This window comes from Paraburkholderia caffeinilytica (assembly GCF_003368325.1).
GTDB classification, from domain to species: domain Bacteria; phylum Pseudomonadota; class Gammaproteobacteria; order Burkholderiales; family Burkholderiaceae; genus Paraburkholderia; species Paraburkholderia caffeinilytica.
Map to the genome: position 1 here is coordinate 2691132 of NZ_CP031467.1, position 17515 is coordinate 2708646.

General features: G+C 64.2%; 11 protein-coding genes. 3 read left to right on the forward strand and 8 right to left on the reverse strand.

All coding sequences use genetic code 11. The annotated features are described in order from the left end of the window. Positions 1-44: 44 nt before the first annotated feature. Positions 45-1460: an FAD-linked oxidase C-terminal domain-containing protein gene (locus DSC91_RS28360; protein ID WP_115781895.1), complete on the reverse strand. Its 1416-nt coding sequence runs from the start codon at positions 1458-1460 to the stop codon at positions 45-47. Positions 1461-1713: 253 nt separating this feature from the next. On the opposite strand from DSC91_RS28360, the gene DSC91_RS28365 reads away from it, so the two are divergent. Both DSC91_RS28365 and hmpA read left to right on the forward strand, forming a co-directional pair. After that, on the forward strand, positions 1714-2268 hold the full coding sequence (locus DSC91_RS28365; protein ID WP_115783537.1) for a cob(I)yrinic acid a,c-diamide adenosyltransferase: 555 nt from the start codon (positions 1714-1716) through the stop codon (positions 2266-2268). A gap of 110 nt (positions 2269-2378) precedes the next feature. Further along, positions 2379-3584: an NO-inducible flavohemoprotein gene (gene hmpA / locus DSC91_RS28370; RefSeq protein ID WP_115781896.1), complete on the forward strand. Its 1206-nt coding sequence runs from the start codon at positions 2379-2381 to the stop codon at positions 3582-3584. A gap of 55 nt (positions 3585-3639) precedes the next feature. Here hmpA and DSC91_RS28375 read toward each other — a convergent pair whose 3' ends face one another. The 6 genes from DSC91_RS28375 to DSC91_RS28400 all read right to left on the reverse strand — a co-directional run bounded on the left by DSC91_RS28375 (position 3640) and on the right by DSC91_RS28400 (position 12763). Further along, on the reverse strand, positions 3640-3972 hold the full coding sequence (locus tag DSC91_RS28375; RefSeq protein ID WP_115781897.1) for a helix-turn-helix domain-containing protein: 333 nt from the start codon (positions 3970-3972) through the stop codon (positions 3640-3642). A 3-nt stretch (positions 3973-3975) separates the two neighbouring features. After that, entirely contained in the window at positions 3976-4314 is a 339-nt protein-coding gene (locus DSC91_RS28380) for a type II toxin-antitoxin system RelE/ParE family toxin (RefSeq protein ID WP_115781898.1), read from the reverse strand. A 198-nt stretch (positions 4315-4512) separates the two neighbouring features. Then, a complete protein-coding gene (aroG, locus tag DSC91_RS28385; RefSeq protein ID WP_115781899.1) occupies positions 4513-5586 on the reverse strand; it encodes a 3-deoxy-7-phosphoheptulonate synthase AroG in 1074 nt (357 codons plus the stop codon). 403 nt (positions 5587-5989) lie between these two features. Beyond that, positions 5990-7456 (reverse strand): metalloprotease TldD, encoded by a 1467-nt coding sequence (tldD, locus tag DSC91_RS28390; protein ID WP_115781900.1) that lies wholly within the window; start codon positions 7454-7456, stop codon positions 5990-5992. Positions 7457-7549: 93 nt separating this feature from the next. Then, positions 7550-8440: a carbon-nitrogen hydrolase family protein gene (locus DSC91_RS28395; RefSeq protein ID WP_115783538.1), complete on the reverse strand. Its 891-nt coding sequence runs from the start codon at positions 8438-8440 to the stop codon at positions 7550-7552. A gap of 123 nt (positions 8441-8563) precedes the next feature. Next, positions 8564-12763 carry a YhdP family protein gene (locus DSC91_RS28400; protein ID WP_229758295.1) on the reverse strand — a complete coding sequence of 1400 codons (4200 nt, stop codon included), beginning with the start codon at positions 12761-12763 and terminating at the stop codon, positions 8564-8566. Between the two features lie 208 nt (positions 12764-12971). Here DSC91_RS28400 and glnE point away from each other — a divergent pair, with 208 nt between their 5' ends. Continuing rightward, entirely contained in the window at positions 12972-15764 is a 2793-nt protein-coding gene (gene glnE / locus DSC91_RS28405; RefSeq protein WP_115781901.1) for a bifunctional [glutamate--ammonia ligase]-adenylyl-L-tyrosine phosphorylase/[glutamate--ammonia-ligase] adenylyltransferase, read from the forward strand. A gap of 29 nt (positions 15765-15793) precedes the next feature. On the opposite strand, the gene recN is transcribed toward glnE, so the two are convergent. Continuing rightward, positions 15794-17464, reverse strand: coding sequence for a DNA repair protein RecN (gene recN / locus DSC91_RS28410; protein ID WP_115781902.1), 1671 nt, complete (start codon positions 17462-17464; stop codon positions 15794-15796). Positions 17465-17515: the final 51 nt, after the last annotated feature.

Here is a 17515-nt window from a genome sequence, read left to right on the forward strand (position 1 = left end):
CGCTGTCGCAACTGAGCTGAGCTCAGCTGAGCGTCGATGATCTCTCAAGCCGCCCAGGAAAAGATCTTGCCCGGATTCATCAGATTGCGCGGATCGAGCGCGTGCTTGATGGAGCGCATCGTGTCGACGGCGACTTCGCCGTGTTCTTCGAGCAGGAAGTTCATCTTGTGCAGACCGACACCGTGTTCGCCCGTGCAGGTGCCGTCCATGCGCAGCGCGCGCTGCACGATGCGATGGTTCAGGCGTTCGGCCTCGACGAGTTCTTCCGGCTTGTTCGGATCGATCAGGATCGCGACGTGGAAGTTGCCGTCGCCGACATGGCCGACGATCGGGCAAGGCAGCGGCGACGCGTTCAGATCCTGCTCGGTTTCCACCACGCATTCCGCAAGGCGCGAGATCGGCACGCACACATCGGTCGTGACGGCGCGGCAACCGGGCTTCAGTTGCAGCATCGCGAAATAGGCGTTGTGACGCGCGTTCCACAGGCGGCTGCGGTCTTCCGGCCGGGTTGCCCATTCGAAGCCTTCGCCGGCATTCTGCGCGGCGATCTCCTGCACCAGTTCCGCTTGCTCTTTCACACCGGCTTCGGTGCCGTGGAATTCGAAGAAGAGCGTGGGCGCCTCACGCAATGTGAGGTTCGAATGGCGATTGATCGAGCGGATCGCGAGCGCGTCGACGAACTCGACGCGCGCAATCGGCACACCCATCTGAATCGTTTCGATGACCGCGCGCACCGCATCGCCCATCGACGGGAACGTGCAGACTGCCGCCGAGACCGCTTCCGGCTGCGGATACAGCCGAACGGTAATCTCGGTAATCACGCCGAGCGTACCTTCCGAGCCGACGAACAGGCGCGTGAGGTCGTAACCCGCCGACGACTTGCGTGCGCGCGTGCCGGTTTTGATCACGCGGCCGTCGGCGAGAACCACGGTCAGCCCGAGTACGTTTTCGCGCATCGTGCCGTAGCGCACGGCGTTGGTGCCCGAGGCGCGCGTAGCCGACATGCCGCCGATGCTCGCGTCGGCACCGGGGTCGATCGGGAAAAACAGGCCGGTGTCACGCAGTGCTTCGTTCAGCTGTTTGCGCGAGATGCCGGGTTCGACGGTGACGGTCAGGTCTTCGGCGTTGATCGACAACACGCGGTTCATTTCCGACAGGTCGATCGACACGCCGCCTTGCACCGCCAGCAGATGCCCTTCGAGCGACGATCCGTTGCCGTAGGGGATGATCGGTACGTTGTGCTGGCCGCACAGCTTGACGATGGTTTGCACGTCTTCCGTATTGCGCGCGAATACGACGGCGTCGGGCAGTTGGGGATCGAACGGCGACTCGTCGCGGCCATGGTGGGCACGCACGGCCTCCGCGGTGGACACGCGTTCGCCGAAAGCGGCTTTGAGGGCAGCCAGCAACTCGGCGGGAAACGGCCGGCGCAGCGGGGCCGGCGGCACGGGATGGTTCACGCATGTCTCCAGATATTGGGGCGGAGTTGTTCTACAGCATGTGCTTCATTTTACGCCGATCGTCTGCGGGCCGGCGTCGGGGGGTAGCTGCCGCTCCTATAATGGCGGCGACCTCGCGATGCGCGCAATATGGATAAACGCGGTGGCCGGCCTGGTGGTGGCTGACCTGCCGGATTTGCCGGATAGATTCAACGGATGGATTCGGCGGCGCCGTGCCGACGCATCGTCACTGAATGAATGCATGGGAGACATCATGGGCAACCGCTTGAGCAAGATCGCCACCCGTACGGGCGATGACGGCAGCACCGGTCTCGGCGACGGCCGGCGCGTGCGCAAGGACAGCGCACGCATTGCCGCGATCGGCGACGTCGATGAACTCAATTCGAATCTCGGCGTGTTGCTGTGCGAAACCTTGCCCGACGAGGTGCGGACGGCACTGATCGCGATTCAGCACGATCTGTTCGATCTGGGCGGTGAACTCTGCATTCCCGGCCACACGATGATTACCGACACGCATCTCGGCCAACTCGACGACTGGCTGGCTGACTACAACGCGACCCTGCCGCCATTGAAGGAATTCATTCTGCCCGGCGGCTCGCGCGCGGCCGCGCTTGCGCACGTGTGCCGTACGGTGTGCCGGCGTGCTGAGCGGTCGATCGTCGCCCTGGGTGAAAGCGAGGCGATCAATGAGGCGCCGCGTCAGTATGTGAACCGGTTATCCGACCTGCTGTTCGTGCTGGCGCGCGTGCTCAATCGCGCGGACGGCGGCAGCGACGTGTTATGGCGGCACGATCGTCGCCCCGGCTGACACCGCGCGCCAGTCCCCGTTCTAGTCCCTTTAAGCACTGTGACAATCTGTCCGGGGCAAAACTTCTCCTTAAAGAGGTATTGTAGCCGCATCTTTAAGGAGAAATCGCAATGACCGCTCTCACCGCCGACCAGATCGCCCGCGTCAAAGCCACCGTTCCCGTACTCGCCGTGCACGGCACGACCATCACCAAACACTTCTACAAGCGCATGTTCGCGCACCATCCCGAGTTGAAGAACGTGTTCAACCAGACTCATCAGATGAGCGGCAATCAGCCGGAAACGCTGGCAAAGGCGGTGTATGCGTATGCCGCCAATATCGATAACCTCGGCGCGCTGGGTCCGACTGTCTCGCGCATCGCGCATAAGCACGTGAGTCTGAATATCCGGCCGGAGCAATATCCGATCGTGGGACGCCACCTGTTAGGCGCAATTGTCGACGTGCTCGGCGACGCCGTCGATCCGGAAACGCTCGGCGCATGGGAAGCCGCTTATGGGCAGCTCGCGAAGATCTTCATCGGCACGGAGGCCACGCTTTACGAAGGCGCGGCGTGGAGCGGCTTCCGGCCGTTCAAGGTTGCGCGCAAGGAAGTGGAGAGCGATGAAATCACGTCGTTCTATCTGACGCCCGCCGATGGCTCGCCGGCCTGCGGTTTCGAGCCTGGCCAATATCTGAGCGTGAAGCGTTTCGTGGATGAACTCGGCGTCGATCAACCGCGGCAGTACAGCTTGTCGGATGCGCCGAACGGCAACTGGCTGCGCATTTCGGTCAAGCGTGAGGCCGGCCGCGAAGATGTGGCGCCAGGCCATGTATCGAACCTGCTGCACGACGGCGTGGAAGTGGGCGCGGTAGTGCATGTCAGCGCGCCAATGGGCGATTTCACACTCGACCGCAAGAAGACGACGCCGGTCGTACTGATGAGCGGCGGTGTGGGCGTGACCCCGATGACCTCGATGCTGGCGACGTTGCTTGCCGACCAGAGCGAGCGCAGCGTGACCTTCGTGCATGCCTGCCGCAATGGCCGCGTGCACGCGTTCCGGCAATGGCTGAACGATGCGGTCACAGCGCATCCCAACGTTACACGTGCGGTGTTCTACGAAGCCATTGAAGCAAGTGATCGCGCCGGTATCGACTACGATTTCGAAGGCCGCCTCGATCTCGCGAAAATCGCCGGCAAGGTGATCGTTCCGGATGCGGATTACTACATCTGCGGACCGTTGCCGTTCATGCACGCGCAATGCGAGGCGTTGGCCTCGCTCGGTGTGGATGCGGCGCGGATTCACACCGAAGTGTTCGGTTCAGGCGTGGTGGAGTGAAGCAAGGGCGCACGGCAAGCGGCGTGTGAAAACACGCGAGGGCGTGCCGTGCACCTTATCCAATCGCCAGTGTGACCGGCTTGCCTATCCGGCTCATCATTTCGACCAGGGTGTCGATAGTGAACTTGGTGGTCTTCTTGTTGACCACATCGGACACGCGCGGACGCGACACCATCAGAATCTCGGCTGCCTCGGCCTGCTTCAGATGATGCTGTTCGATCCAGCTGGACAGCTCCGTCATCAACTGCTCCTTGAGCAGCCGCGTGTCGTTGATCTGTTTTTGCGACGCGGCGTGCAAGCGCTTCGCTTCTTCGGCGGAGAAGCCGAGTTCGAGAAACAGGTTTGCGCCGGGCTTTGTTACGTGACGGATTTTCGTGTCGATCGTCATTTGTTAAGTTTTCCTCTCATTGATGATGGCACGGTACCGCATCTCGGCAATCTTTCTATCGTGCGGGCCTAGCTTCTGCGTTTTCTTCTGGAAGCAATGCAACACATACAGCGCTTCCACGAACTTGGTGACATACATCACGCGGTAAATGCCGTCGGTTTCCTTGATGCGGATCTCACGCGTTCCAGCGCCGATCGAATCAAACGGCTTCCAGTCGTCGGGGTCCAGTCCTGCCTGGATCTTGCCAAGCTGAAATCCGGCCCGGCGACGCGGTTCTTCGGGAAAAACAAGTAAATCGCGATAGCTGGAGCCCATCCAGCGAATTTCTTTTTCCTGCTCCATAACCACCTTTCATGTACAAAATATTATACGTACTTCTCAACCTGGTCAAGTTGTATTCGACCCGGCAACGAGTTGTTACGGTACAGAGGCGGTGCAGGGAGCACCATTCGTCCGTTCGGCCAATAAAAAACCCGGCTGAGCGAGCCGGGTTTTCGGTGAGCCAACTACAGCGATCGCACGGAAGTGCGCAGAGACCTTTTAGTTGCCGCTGCCGCGCGCCACACGCCGTTGCTTGACTGCTTCGGCGAGACCTTCCAGCACAGCGACGCTTTCGTCCCAACCGATGCAGGCATCGGTGATGCTCTGGCCGTACGTCAGCGCGCAGCCTTCCTGCAGATCCTGACGGCCTGCGATCAGATGCGATTCCACCATCACGCCGACAATCCGTTCGTCGCCCGAAGCAATCTGACGGCCGATGTCCGCGCACACCGGAATCTGGTTCTCATGTTTCTTCGAGCTGTTCGCGTGACTCGCGTCGATCATCAGACGCGCGGCAAGACCGGCCTTGCCGATGTCCGCACATGCCGCATTGACGCTGTCCGCGTCGTAGTTCGGCGTCTTGCCGCCGCGCAGGATGATGTGGCAGTCCTCGTTGCCGGCGGTCGAGACGATCGCCGAGTGGCCGCCCTTGGTGACCGACAGGAAATGGTGCGGCTGCGAGGCGGCCTTGATCGCGTCGACGGCGATCTTGACGTTGCCGTCCGTGCCGTTCTTGAAGCCGACCGGGCACGAGAGTCCCGACGCCAGTTCGCGGTGCACTTGCGATTCGGTCGTCCGCGCGCCGATCGCACCCCACGAGATCAGATCGGCGATGTATTGCGGGCTGATCATGTCGAGGTATTCGGTGCCGGCCGGCAGGCCGAGTTCGTTGATACGCAGCAGCAGTTCGCGTGCGGTGCGCAGGCCGTCGTTGATCTTGAAGCTGTTGTCCATGTGCGGGTCGTTGATGAGACCCTTCCAGCCCACCGTCGTGCGCGGCTTTTCGAAGTACACCCGCATGACGATTTCGAGCTCACCGGCGAAGCGCTTGCGCTGTTCGACGAGACGCCCGGCGTATTCCATCGCCGCCTTCGTATCGTGAATCGAGCACGGTCCGATGATGACGATCAGACGGTCTTCCATGCCGTGCAGAATGCGATGCATTGCATTGCGCGAGTGGTAGATCACGTCGGACACCGTTTCGTCGCAGGCGAATTCGCGGATCAGGTGAGCGGGCGGCGTGAGTTCTTTCAATTCGCGGATGCGGACATCGTCGGTGTTGTGCGGGGGCATGCTTGTTCTCCTGAATCGGGTCGTAGCGTGTTCGCGCGGGCAACGAAGGCTGCGATCGGACAACAATCAGGCAGCGATGCCAGGGCGGACAACAATCAAAAAGATTTCAACGGCAAAAATTTCAAAGACGTGGGGCGAAAAAAAACCGCCAGGCTAGCTGGCGGTTTTCGTGAATTCTGAGTGTCTTGCGTGCACTAACACCCCTCTCGATCCGCCAGCGGTCTGAGATGCCAAAAAAAGTAAAAGTAAAACTTGGCGGACATGGCGAAATAGGTCGCTGGTCAAAAAGGGTGAGTGACTTTATAACCCGCTCAGGCTCGGCTGACAAGCTGCCGGGTGTAAAAATGCGGAAAATCCGCATACTTCGCACATTCCATGCGCGAAGTATGCGTCGGCATCTCAATCAGGCTGTGCCGCCAACCGTCATCTTGTCGATGCGCAGCGTCGGCTGACCGACACCCACCGGCACGCTCTGGCCTTCCTTGCCGCACACGCCGACGCCCGAATCGAGCTTCATGTCGTTGCCGATCATGCTGACGAATTTGAGCGATTCCGGGCCGCTGCCGATCAGCGTCGCACCCTTGACCGGGTAGGTGACCTTGCCGTTTTCGATCATGTACGCCTCGGAGGCAGAGAACACGAACTTGCCGTTCGTGATGTCGACCTGACCGCCGCCGAAGTTCACCGCGTACAAACCGTTCTTCACGGACGCGATGATTTCCTGCGGGTCTTTGTCGCCGTTGAGCATGTACGTGTTCGTCATGCGCGGCATCGGCAGCGCGGCATACGATTCGCGGCGCGCATTACCCGTGACCGGCATCTTCATCAGGCGTGCGTTCAGCGTGTCCTGGATGTAGCCCTTCAGGATGCCGTCTTCGATCAGCGTCGTGCACTGGGTCGGATTGCCTTCGTCGTCGATGTTCAGCGAGCCGCGGCGGTTCGGCAGCGTGCCGTCGTCGACCACCGTCACACCCTTGGCCGCCACCTGCTCGCCGATTCGACCCGCGAACGCCGACGATCCCTTGCGGTTGAAGTCGCCTTCGAGGCCGTGGCCGATCGCTTCGTGCAGCAGCACGCCGGGCCAGCCCGGTCCGAGCACGACCGTCATCGCGCCGGCCGGAGCCGGGCGGGCATCGAGGTTCACGAGCGCGGCATGCACGGCGTCGTCGACATAGCCGGACAGCACTTCGTCAGTGAAATAGCCATAGTCGAAGCGGCCACCGCCGCCGCCGCTGCCGATTTCTCGGCGGCCATTCTGTTCGGCGATCACCGTGACCGACACGCGCACGAGCGGACGGATATCGGCGGCGAGCGCGCCGTCGCTGCGTGCCACCAGCACCACGTCGTATTCACCGGCGAGGCCCGCCATCACTTGCTGAATGCGCGGATCGCGGCCGCGCGCCATCTGTTCGATGCGCTCGAGCAGCTTGACCTTGGCAGTCGCGTCGAGCGAATGCAGCGGATCGGAGGGCAGATACAGATCGCGCCCGGCGATGCCGGTCAACGATGAGGCCACCTTGATCTTCTGCTTGCCGCCGCCCGCCTTGGCAATCGAACGGGTGGCGAGTGCCGCCTGACGGATCGCCTCGGGCGACAGATCGTCCGAATACGCGAAGGCCGTACGGTCGCCCGCCACGGCGCGCACGCCGACACCCTGGTCGATGCTGAAGCTGCCCGACTTCACGATGCCTTCTTCGAGACTCCACGCTTCGCTGCGCGTGTACTGGAAGTACAGGTCGGCGTAGTCGATCTTGTGCGTGAAGATTTCGGCGAGCGTGCGGGTGAGCAGGGATTCGTCGAGACCGTAGGGCGTCAGGAGGATGTCCTTGGCGGTGGCGAGATTGCGGATACCGGGTTCGATGATGTTCATGCGAAGTATGTTCTGCTCGATACGAAGGATTCGGTTAGCGCCTGCATCACTATATGAGTGACCGGCGCCGCACTTTCAATGTCAGGCAACAATTCAGCAGCTCAGCACGCGGTGACGCCAGGCGGGCAGGCTCTGTCGCACCTCGTCGATGCGCGCACGCTCGAGATTGCCGCTCACCACGCCGGCGCTTTCGTCGCGCACCGCGACGATTTCGCCCCACGGGTCGATCAGCATGCTGTGGCCCCATGTCCGGCGGCCGTTTTCATGTTTGCCGCCTTGCGCGGCGGCCAGCACGTAACACTGGTTTTCGACCGCCCGGGCGCGCAACAGCATCTCCCAGTGCGCGCGGCCGGTGGTGTACGTGAACGCCGACGGCACCACGATCAGCGCGCAGTCGCCCATGCGCCGGTACAGCTCCGGAAAGCGCAGATCGTAGCAGACCGACAGGCCGACCCGGCCGAACGGCGCTTCGAAGGTGCGGACCTCGCCGCCGGGGCAGATGGTGCGTGCCTCGTCGAACGATTCCTCGCCCTTTTCGAAGTTGAACAGATGGATCTTGTCGTAGCGCGCGGCCTCGTGGCCCTGCGGGTCGAACACCAGCGTGGTGTTCAGCACGCGCGACGGTTCCTGCGACATCAACGGCAAGGTGCCGCCGATCACCCACACCTTGTGGCGGCGCGCGGCATCGGCGAGAAAGCGCTGGATCGGGCCGTCCTGGTAGGGCTCGCGCACGGCGAGCTTGTCCGTGTCCTTGAAGCCCATGAAGCAGAAGTATTCGGGCAGCAGGACGAGTTGCGCGCCGTCGGCGGCGGCCTCAGCGATCAGGCGTTCCGCTTCGGCCAGATTGCGTTCGCGATCCGGCGTGCTCACCATTTGCAGCGCGGCAACGCGGAACGCGCTTTCGGAAGACCCGCTGGGCGCCGCGCCGGGCGAGGCAGTGGACGAAGCGGCGGACGAAGTTGAAGAGACGTGTGTTTCGCTCATGAGCGTTTCGAAAAACTCCCGGCAAGGCGGCGGCGCGAACCGCTGGCGCCGCATACGTCGTTCAGGGCTGGCTGGGGCCGGTGGCGCGGCGCTTTTCTGATCAAACAAAGGGGCGAATCAAGCTCAGTGCGCTTCCACGGTCGAAGCCGGAGCGTCCATCTTACCGCGATCGCTCGTGACCCGCTCGATGTGAGGTTTCGACCACGGACCGGTGATCGCATACTCGCGCGCAAACGCCGTGGAGACCGATTTGCTGAACGCCAGATCGGCCACCAGCGCACCCAGCCCGAGCAGCGGATTGATCACGGTCGCGGCGATCACGGCGGCGCCGGCGCTGACGGTCGGCACGATCTGCACGTGCAGATCCTGGGTTTCCTGCGCCAGATCCACCGAGCCCTTCATCTCGGCGCGGGCCGGCGCTGTCACCATCTCGAAGTTCTCGGTGCGGCCAATGCCATTGTGGATCTCGCCCGTGCCGGTGACGCGCTCGAACGGCAGTCCTTCGCCGATCACGTCGCGGAAATTGAGCGTGGCGAAGCGCGCGAGGCTTTGCAGGCTGAGCACGCCCAGCAGTTTCGCGACGCCCGGGTCGACCTTGAGAATCTGTCCGTGGCGCAGATCGACAGCCAGATTGCCGTTGAGCGTCGGATAGTCGATGGTGGTCGGCCCGCCGCGCCACACGACCTTGCCCGACAGCGTGCCGTTGCCCGCCTTGAGCGTGTGAGGCTGGCCGAAGCGTTCCAGCAGCGCGCCGGCGTCCTTGATGTCGAGTTTGAAATCGAACACGGTACGGCGCGGCGTCGCTTCGTCGGCGGTATTGCCGAGGCCGGTCGAGGTGCGCCAGTTCGCGGTGGCGGTCAGCGTGGCGGCGGGGTTGGTGATGTCCAGCTTGTCGAGCTGCCAGACCGGCACGCCGTCTTCCTCGAAGTTGTGCGCGTCCACCTCGAGCCGGCCGATGTTGCGATCGCGCACGATCAACTCATTGACCACCAGATCGATCGACGGCATGTTCTGCGCCGGCGCCGAAATGGCCTGGCCGAGCAGGTCCTTATCCGTGGCCGAAGGGATCACCACACGGGCAAAGCGCGCCTGCAACGTGCCCGGCGATTCCTTGTTGGCGCCCGGCAGCCAGGAAACGTGGCCCGACACCTGGTTCGATGCGATGTTGGCCTGCCATTTGCCGTCCGCATGCGACGCGCCGACGATCACGCTATCCCAGTGGCGCTTGAGCAGCGTCAGCGTACCGACGTGCACCGCGAAGCGGCTCGGCAGGAATTGCGCAACGGTCGGATTGGGCGCTACCGGTGCGGCGGTGGCGGCGGGCGCGGGAGTCGGCGCGTCCTTGTTGCGCATCTGCGTGACAAGCGCGCGCCAGGCATCGGCATCGAACGCTTCGAGATCGACGGCGGCGATCACGCCCTCGGACGGCAAGTCGGCTGGCTTGTTGACGCCGATCGCCCCGCTCACGACCGTCGGCGGTGTTTTCGGCTCGTAGCGCAGCAGGTAGGTGGCGGCGATCGGGCCGAAGGTTAGGTCTGCGCGTTCCAGACCGGCCTCGCTTGCATCGGCGAAGGGGCCGACCGCGAAGTGCAGCGGCATCGGGGTGCCGACCGGTTTGTTGAACGGCGCGGGGAAGTCGAGCGCGAGGCCGCTCAGATCGGAGTTCGCCGTGACTTCCGGCAATCGTCCCTTGGCGCCACGCACGTTGAGCGAGTAAGGCGCGCTGCCGCTCATGCGCGTCAGCACCTGGGCGGCCGGGCCATGCAGATTCAGGCCGCGTGCGGCATCGACGGCGATATGGCCGCCGAGATCGAGTGCATATGTGCCGTCCTGCTTCAGGCCGCCATTCGCGTGCACGTCCCCGCCGAGGAACTGGCCCGAGAGCCGGTCGACCTGCGCGGTATGTTCGGTAAAGCGTACCTTGCCGTTCAGTTGCGACAGCGGCGGCACGTTGTCGACCGTCAAGCGGTTGTTCTGGAAGCCCACTGCGCCTTCCACGGCGATATGCGGCTTCGGCGTGCGCGGCACGGTCAGTTTGAGCGCCAGCGCGGCGGGTCCTTCGGCGCGCACTTTCTCGGTCTCATGTTGGGTCATGATGCCGAGCGAGCTTTCGTTGACGTAGTCGAGCATGTCGGCAAGCGGCCCGCGGCCGTTGCCGTCGATGACCAGGTTGGACGCCTTGGTGCCGAGATCGTCGATCCTGCCGTTCACCCTGTTTAAAGCGACCCGCTTGTAATGGGCGCGGTCGATATCGAAGCGCAGCACGTTCTCCTTGAGTTCGAACACGCCGTCGATGCCGTCCAGCGGCGGCCACACATTCGGCGTGCCGTTCTTCATCTTGCGCGGCGGATACGGCGAAGGGTCGAACTTGCCGCCCTTGAACGGCGCGACGATATGAAAGACGCCTGCCTCCGGGGCGCGGGAGTAGGGGAATTTGGTCAGGTCGCCATGTATTTCGATCGTCGCGCCGCGTGAGACGCCGGCTTGCAACCCATGGCCCAGGTAGATGCGCAGCTTTTCGCTGATGCTGGTCGGCAGATAGCGGACGATGCGCGTGACCTGCGCGCGCTGGAAGTCGGCCTTCAGGTCGAGCGAGCCGCGCCCATGGCCCGGGTTGCTGTAATCGACGGTGGCGGTGGCGTCAGCGTCGGCGTTCGAGATGCCGAAATCGGCCAGCTTGACGGTGAAGCCACGGTGATTTTCGCCCGGCGCCTTTGGCGTGATGGTCCAGTCTGCCCGGCCATGCAGACGGTCGAGTGTCAGGCGCGGGTCGTCGAACACGCCAGGCAGCGTAATCGCCACGTTGGAGGTATTGAGCGTCGCGGTGCCGTGGTTTTCGTCGGCGTCGACGCTGCCCCACAGGTTTTCGATGCCGGGAATGCCCGCCCGCGGGTGATTCAACGGGGTGAGCCCCGGCGGCGGTTCCTGCGCGGCAACGCTGATGCCCTGCAGGTCGCCCTTGAAGCGATAACGCTCGATCGGTTCTGCGCCGCTCGGCCGATGGTCGCTGCCCGCTTCGCCGGATTCGGGTTTGCCGCGTTCGACTTCGATCACATAGTTCGCCACCATGCCGCGCGGATTGAAGCGCACCAGATTGTTCAGCAGGGGGCGCGGCAACGGCAGCGCGCGGCTGAATTCGGCGAGGATGCCCAGATCGACGCGGTCGCCTTCGACACTGACGAGTTGCCCATGCTGCAGCGAGGCGGTCCGGTAGCGGCCGTTCAGCGTGGATAGCGCGAGGGTGCGGGTGAGCGGCGTGCCGTCTTCGAGCGGCGGCTGGCCGAGTTCGGCGTGCAAGTCGTTGAGTTGCAGCGTGTAGTCGCCCTGGCCGACCTCGACACGCCACGAGAAATTGGCGATCGGCACGACCAGCTTGGGCTGGGTCGGGCGCACCCGCATGGCGACATCCATGCCGGCCAATTGCCCGCTCGCCGACTTCATGCGGCCATCGGCGAAGTCGGCCCAGATCGCATTGTCGATGCGCCCGGCAAACGTCTCGATCGGGAAATTGATGTAGCGCGCAAGGGTCGGCAGATCGACCGGACCGGTCGACATATAGACCTGCCCGGCCCAGTTGACCGGCTTGCCGATCGCGGAGAGCCGGGCGTGTTTGAAATGCGTGCGGAAGTCGATCGGCCCGTGCAGGACATGGCCGTCGGCGGGCGCTTGCAACGCGAGCTGGTGATCGTAGCCGTCGTTGAGAATCGCGATCCGGATGTCGCGCAAGGCAAGTTCCGGCGCGTCATGCTGGGCATCGCGCCAGCGCAGCACGCCGCCGCGCACCACGATCGCCTGTTGACGCAATAGCCACGTGGACAAGGTGTCGTTGCCGCTGTGCCGGGTCGGCACCGGCACGCCCGCCACCGAAATCACGCCGTCGCTGCTGCGCGACACCAGCACGTCGGGCTGATCGACGATCAGGCTGGAAAGCGCGGGATGGAACTGCCAGAGCGACTTCCACGAGAGCGTGGCGGTGGCGTGCGGAATGGTCAGCGCCGCTTTGCCTTCCGGGTCGCGGATGACGATATCGGTGGCGTCGAGGCCCGGCTGAAAGCCGCTCCAATGCGGCGCCAGCTTGCCGATCGTGAATTGCGTGTGCAGCTTGTCGGAGACGGTGGCTTCGATGCGCGGCCGGAACGAGTCGATGTGCGGCAGCAGTACGTAGCGCAAACCGAGAAACAGAGCCGCCGCGATGAAATAGAAGGCGAGTGCGAGCGCCAGCACCACGTGGGACGTCCGATGCAGCACCACGTGGGCGGTTCCGCTCGCGGGCCGGACCTGCCCGGTTTCGTGCGGGTCGGCGGATTCGTTTCGCTCGGACATGCTGCGGCGGGTGGGCGTATGGTAGTTTTGCGAATTAACGACGAAATGTAACACACGAGAAAGCGTCGGCGGACCTCCGGCAAACCCTTTCTCCATGCCGTCTTGCGACCCGCGCGAGGCGGCCGGACCCCGCATGGACCCTGCATGGACCGGTGTGTTGCCGCGAACTGAACAACGCTTATAAAGCAACGAGCGAGCCAGACCCTTGATGACTGACGCCACTCTCCTGAGTTCCAGCTATTCGCATTACGCGGCGCGTGCCGCGGCGGCGCGTCCGCAAATCGTGGCGCACGTGGCGGCGCTTGCGTCCGCGCCTCTGACACGCGAACGGATTGACGCGCGCTTTGACGCGCTGTGCGCCGAGGCGGCCGGCGCGGGCGGCGGCCCATTGAGCGAGGATGCACTCAAACGAGCCTTGCGGCAGTTGCGCACCGAGGTATTTTGCGCCGTGATGGAGCGCGACCTGGCAGGCGAGGCGGATGTCGCCGAAGTCACGGGCGCGATGACCGATCTGGCGGAGACGACGATCCAGCGCGCGCTCGCGGTCGTGTCCGCCGAACTCGAAACGCTCTACGGCGAACCGCGCGGACCGCAGGGCGAACGGCTCGCCCTCGGCGTGGTCGGGATGGGCAAGCTGGGTGGGCGTGAGCTGAACGTCTCGTCGGACATCGATCTGATCTTCATCTATGAAGAGGACGGCGAGACCGCGGGCGGTCAGCGCCCGCCGATCGCGACGCAGGACTTTTTCACGCGTCTGGGCAAGCGTTTGATCGGCGCATTGGCGGAGGTGACCGCCGACGGTTACGTGTTCCGGGTCGATATGCGCTTGCGGCCGAACGGCGATTCCGGGCCGCTCGTATGCAGCCTCGGCATGCTCGAAGAGTATTTCTACGTGCAGGGCCGCGAGTGGGAGCGCTATGCGTGGATCAAGGGCCGGCTCGTGTCCGAAGGTGCGAGCGAGGCAGCGCAGCGTCTGCAGAAGCAGCTCGACGCGATCGTCACGCCGTTCGTCTATCGGCGCTATCTCGACTTTGGCGTGATCAGCGCAATCCGTGCGCTGCATTTGCAGATTCGCCAGGAAGCGCAGCGGCGCGCCTCGATGCGGCCCGACAAGGCCGACGACATCAAGCTGGGTCGCGGCGGCATCCGCGAAATCGAATTCAGCGCCCAGGTGTTCCAGCTGATCCGCGGCGGCCAGGACGCCGGCTTCCGGGTGCGTCCGACGCTCGCTGTCTTGCGGCACGCGGCCACGCACGGGCTGCTCGATACCTCGGTCTGCGTGAAGCTTTCGCAGGCGTACCGCTTCCTGCGCGAACTCGAGCATCGCCTGCAATATCGCAACGACGCGCAAACTCACGCGATGCCGGTCGTTCCAGAGGAGCGCGCGGCGCTCGCGCGGGCAATGGGTTGCGACGACTATGCCGCGCTGATGCTCAAGCTCGACGCGCATCGCGAGTTCGTCGAACAGCAGTTCGACCAGATTTTCGCCGACAAGGTGAGCGGTCGCGATGGTTGCGGCGCACCGGAAGACGGCGCGGCGGTCTGGGTCTGGAGCAGTGCGCTCGCCGACGAAAGCGCCGAGGACGCGCTTCGCGCGCGCCTGGTCGAACTGGGTGTGTCCGAGCCGGGCGAGCTATTGGCGCGTTTGCGTGCGGTGTGGCAGTCGTCGCGTTACGCGGGGCTAGCCGAGCGGAGCCGCCAGCGCTTCGATATCGTCGCGCAGCGCGCGCTGGAGGCCGCGCGTACTCTCGAGCCGCCCGAACGGCGGGGCGATACGGTGGCGCGTTTCTTCGACCTGCTCGAAGCCGTGAGCCGGCGCGGCGCGTATCTCGCGCTGCTGACCGAATATCCGCAGGCGCTGCATCGGGTGCTGTCGGTGCTGGGCGGTTCGCGCTGGGCCGCCGGCTATCTGATTCGCCATCCGCAGTTGCTTGACGAGCTCCTCGACGACGAGGCGATGGACAGTCCGTTCGATTGGCCCGAATTCAAGCGCACGCTGCGCTTGCGCCTGGCCGCGGCGGATGGTGTCGAGCAACAGATGGATCTGCTGCGCCACGCGCATCAGGCCGAGGTGTTCCGCATCCTGCTGATCGATCTGGCCGGCAGGCTGAGTGTCGAGCATGTGAGCGACCGCCTGTCCGAACTCGCCGACGCCGTGCTCGACGTCACGCTCGAAGCAGTCTGGAATCAACTGGCCAAGCGCCACCGCGATGTGCCGAAGTTCGCCGTGATCGCGTACGGCAAGCTGGGCGGCAAGGAGCTCGGCTACGCGTCCGACCTCGACGTCATTTTCCTCTACGACGATCCGGACGATGCCGCCGCCGACGTCTATGCCACCTATACCCGTCGCCTCATCACCTGGCTGACGACGGCGACCGGCGCGGGCACCTTGTTCGATGTCGACTTGCGGCTGCGGCCGAACGGCGAGTCGGGGCTGCTCGTCACCGATCTGGACGCGTTCCGCCGTTATCAATTGCGTGAAGGCGACGCCGCCAACACGGCATGGGTGTGGGAGCATCAGGCGTTGAGCCGTGCGCGCTACTGCGCGGGCGACGCCGAAATCGGCGCGAAATTCGAGCAGATCCGCGAACAGGTGCTGACCACGCCGCGCGAGGCCGCGCCGCTCGCGAAGGAAATCGTCGAGATGCGCGAGCGCGTCGAGGCGGGGCATCCGAACCATACGGCGCTGTTCGACCTGAAGCACGATCGCGGCGGCATGGTCGATATCGAGTTCACCGTGCAGTACTGGGTGCTGCTGCATGCGGCGAGCGATCCCGAACTGATCCGCAATACCGGCAACATCGCGCTGCTGCGTGAAGTGTCGCGTTTCGGCTTGATGAGCGAAGCGGAAGCGGAGACGGTCGGGGCGGCTTATCGGATCTACCGGAAGCTGCAGCATCAACTGCGGCTGGACGGGATGGAGAAGGCGCGAGTCGATCCGGCGCTGGTGGCGACTGAGAGTGAGGCGGTGCTGGGGCTGTGGCAGCGGGTGTTTGGCTGAGGCTCCGCGACGATTTCCTGCCCGCGTTCCTAGGCCGCCAGCATTTCCTTCGCGTGCTTGCGGGTGGTCGCCGTGATCTCCAGTCCGCCGAGCATCCGCGCGACTTCTTCGACGCGGCTCGCGCGGTCGAGCGAGGTCACGCTGCTGACCGTGCCGCCCTTGCCGTTGCCCGACTTCGCCACCTGGAAATGATGGTCGCCGCGCGCGGCGACTTGCGGCAAGTGCGTCACGCACAGCACCTGACGTGCTTGCCCCAGTTGATGCAGCAACCGCCCAACCACTTCGGCGACGCCGCCGCCGATCCCCGTATCCACTTCGTCGAAGATCAGGGTTGGCGTCGGACTCGCGGCGCTCGCAATGACAGCCAGGGCGAGGCTGATCCGCGCCAGTTCCCCGCCTGAGGCGACCTTCGCGAGCGGCCGCAGCGGCACGCCGGCATGACCGGCGACGCGGAATTCGACCTGCTCGAGCCCGTGCGCGCCACCTTCCGGCAACGGCACCAGCGCCACTTCGAAGCTGCCGCCTTTCATCGACAGTTCCTGCATGCCGGTGGTCACTGCTGAGCCCAGAGCCTTGCCGGCCTTGGCGCGCGCCTTCGACAGTTTTTTCGCTTCCATAAGGAAGGCTTCCCTGGCCTTGGTTTCGGCCGCGTGGAGGCTGTCGAGGTCGGCTGCGGCGTCGAGCGCGGCAAGTTGCGCGCGACGTGCTTCGTGTTCTTCCGGCAGCGTCTCGGGCTGCAGGCGAAATTTGCGTGCGGCCGAGTGCAGCGCGTCGAGGCGCTTTTCGACCTGGGCGAGGCGGTCTGGATCGAGATCGAGCTTCTGTGCGTAGTGGCTGAGCGAATAGGCCGCCTCCTGCAACTGAATCTCGGCAGGTTCCAGCGCCGCCAGCACATCGTTCAGCGCCGGGTCGATCTCGGCGAGGTCACGCACCTTCGACACGATCGAGGCGAGATGCGTGATCATCGCCTCGTCCGACTCGGACAGCGCGCCGAGCGCCCCCTGGACGCCGTCGATCAGGTTGGCCGAATGCGACAGGCGCCGGTGTTCGGCGTTGACCTCTTCCCATTCGCCGGGTTGCGGCGAAAGTTTGTCCAGCTCGGTAAGCTGCCAGGCGAGCCGTTCGCGCTCGAGTTGCAGCTCGCGGTCGCGCGTTTGCGCATGTTCGACGGCCTGCACCTTTTCCCGCCACGATCGCCATGCTCGCGTGACGGTCGTGGCGGTTTCCGCGAGGCCGGCGTGGGTGTCGAACAGTTCGCGCTGCGCGTCCGGACGCATCAGCAACTGGTGCGCATGCTGCCCGTGAATATCCACCAGCATTTCGCCGACTTCGCGCAATTGCGCGAGCGTCGCCGCCGTGCCGTTGATGAACGCCCGCGAGCGGCCGTTCGCATCCACCACGCGGCGCAGCATCACGGTGCCGCCGTGGTGGCCGTCGTCGGCGGCCGCGCCGAGCGCCTGCTCGTCGAGCCATTGCTCGACTTGCGCATGCGTCTCGAATTCGGCGGTGATGTCGGCGCGGGTCTCGCCGGTGCGCACCACGTTCGCATCGGCACGGGCGCCGAGCGCGAGGGCCAGTGCGTCGATCAGGATCGACTTGCCGGCGCCTGTTTCGCCTGAGAAAACGGTGAAGCCGCTGTCGAATTCGAGATCGAGCGCGGCGACGATGACGAAGTCGCGTATCGAGAGGTGGCGAAGCATGGAGGTCGTCTGGTGAGCTTGAGATTCAGGGTTCGGCCGCGGCGGCGTTCG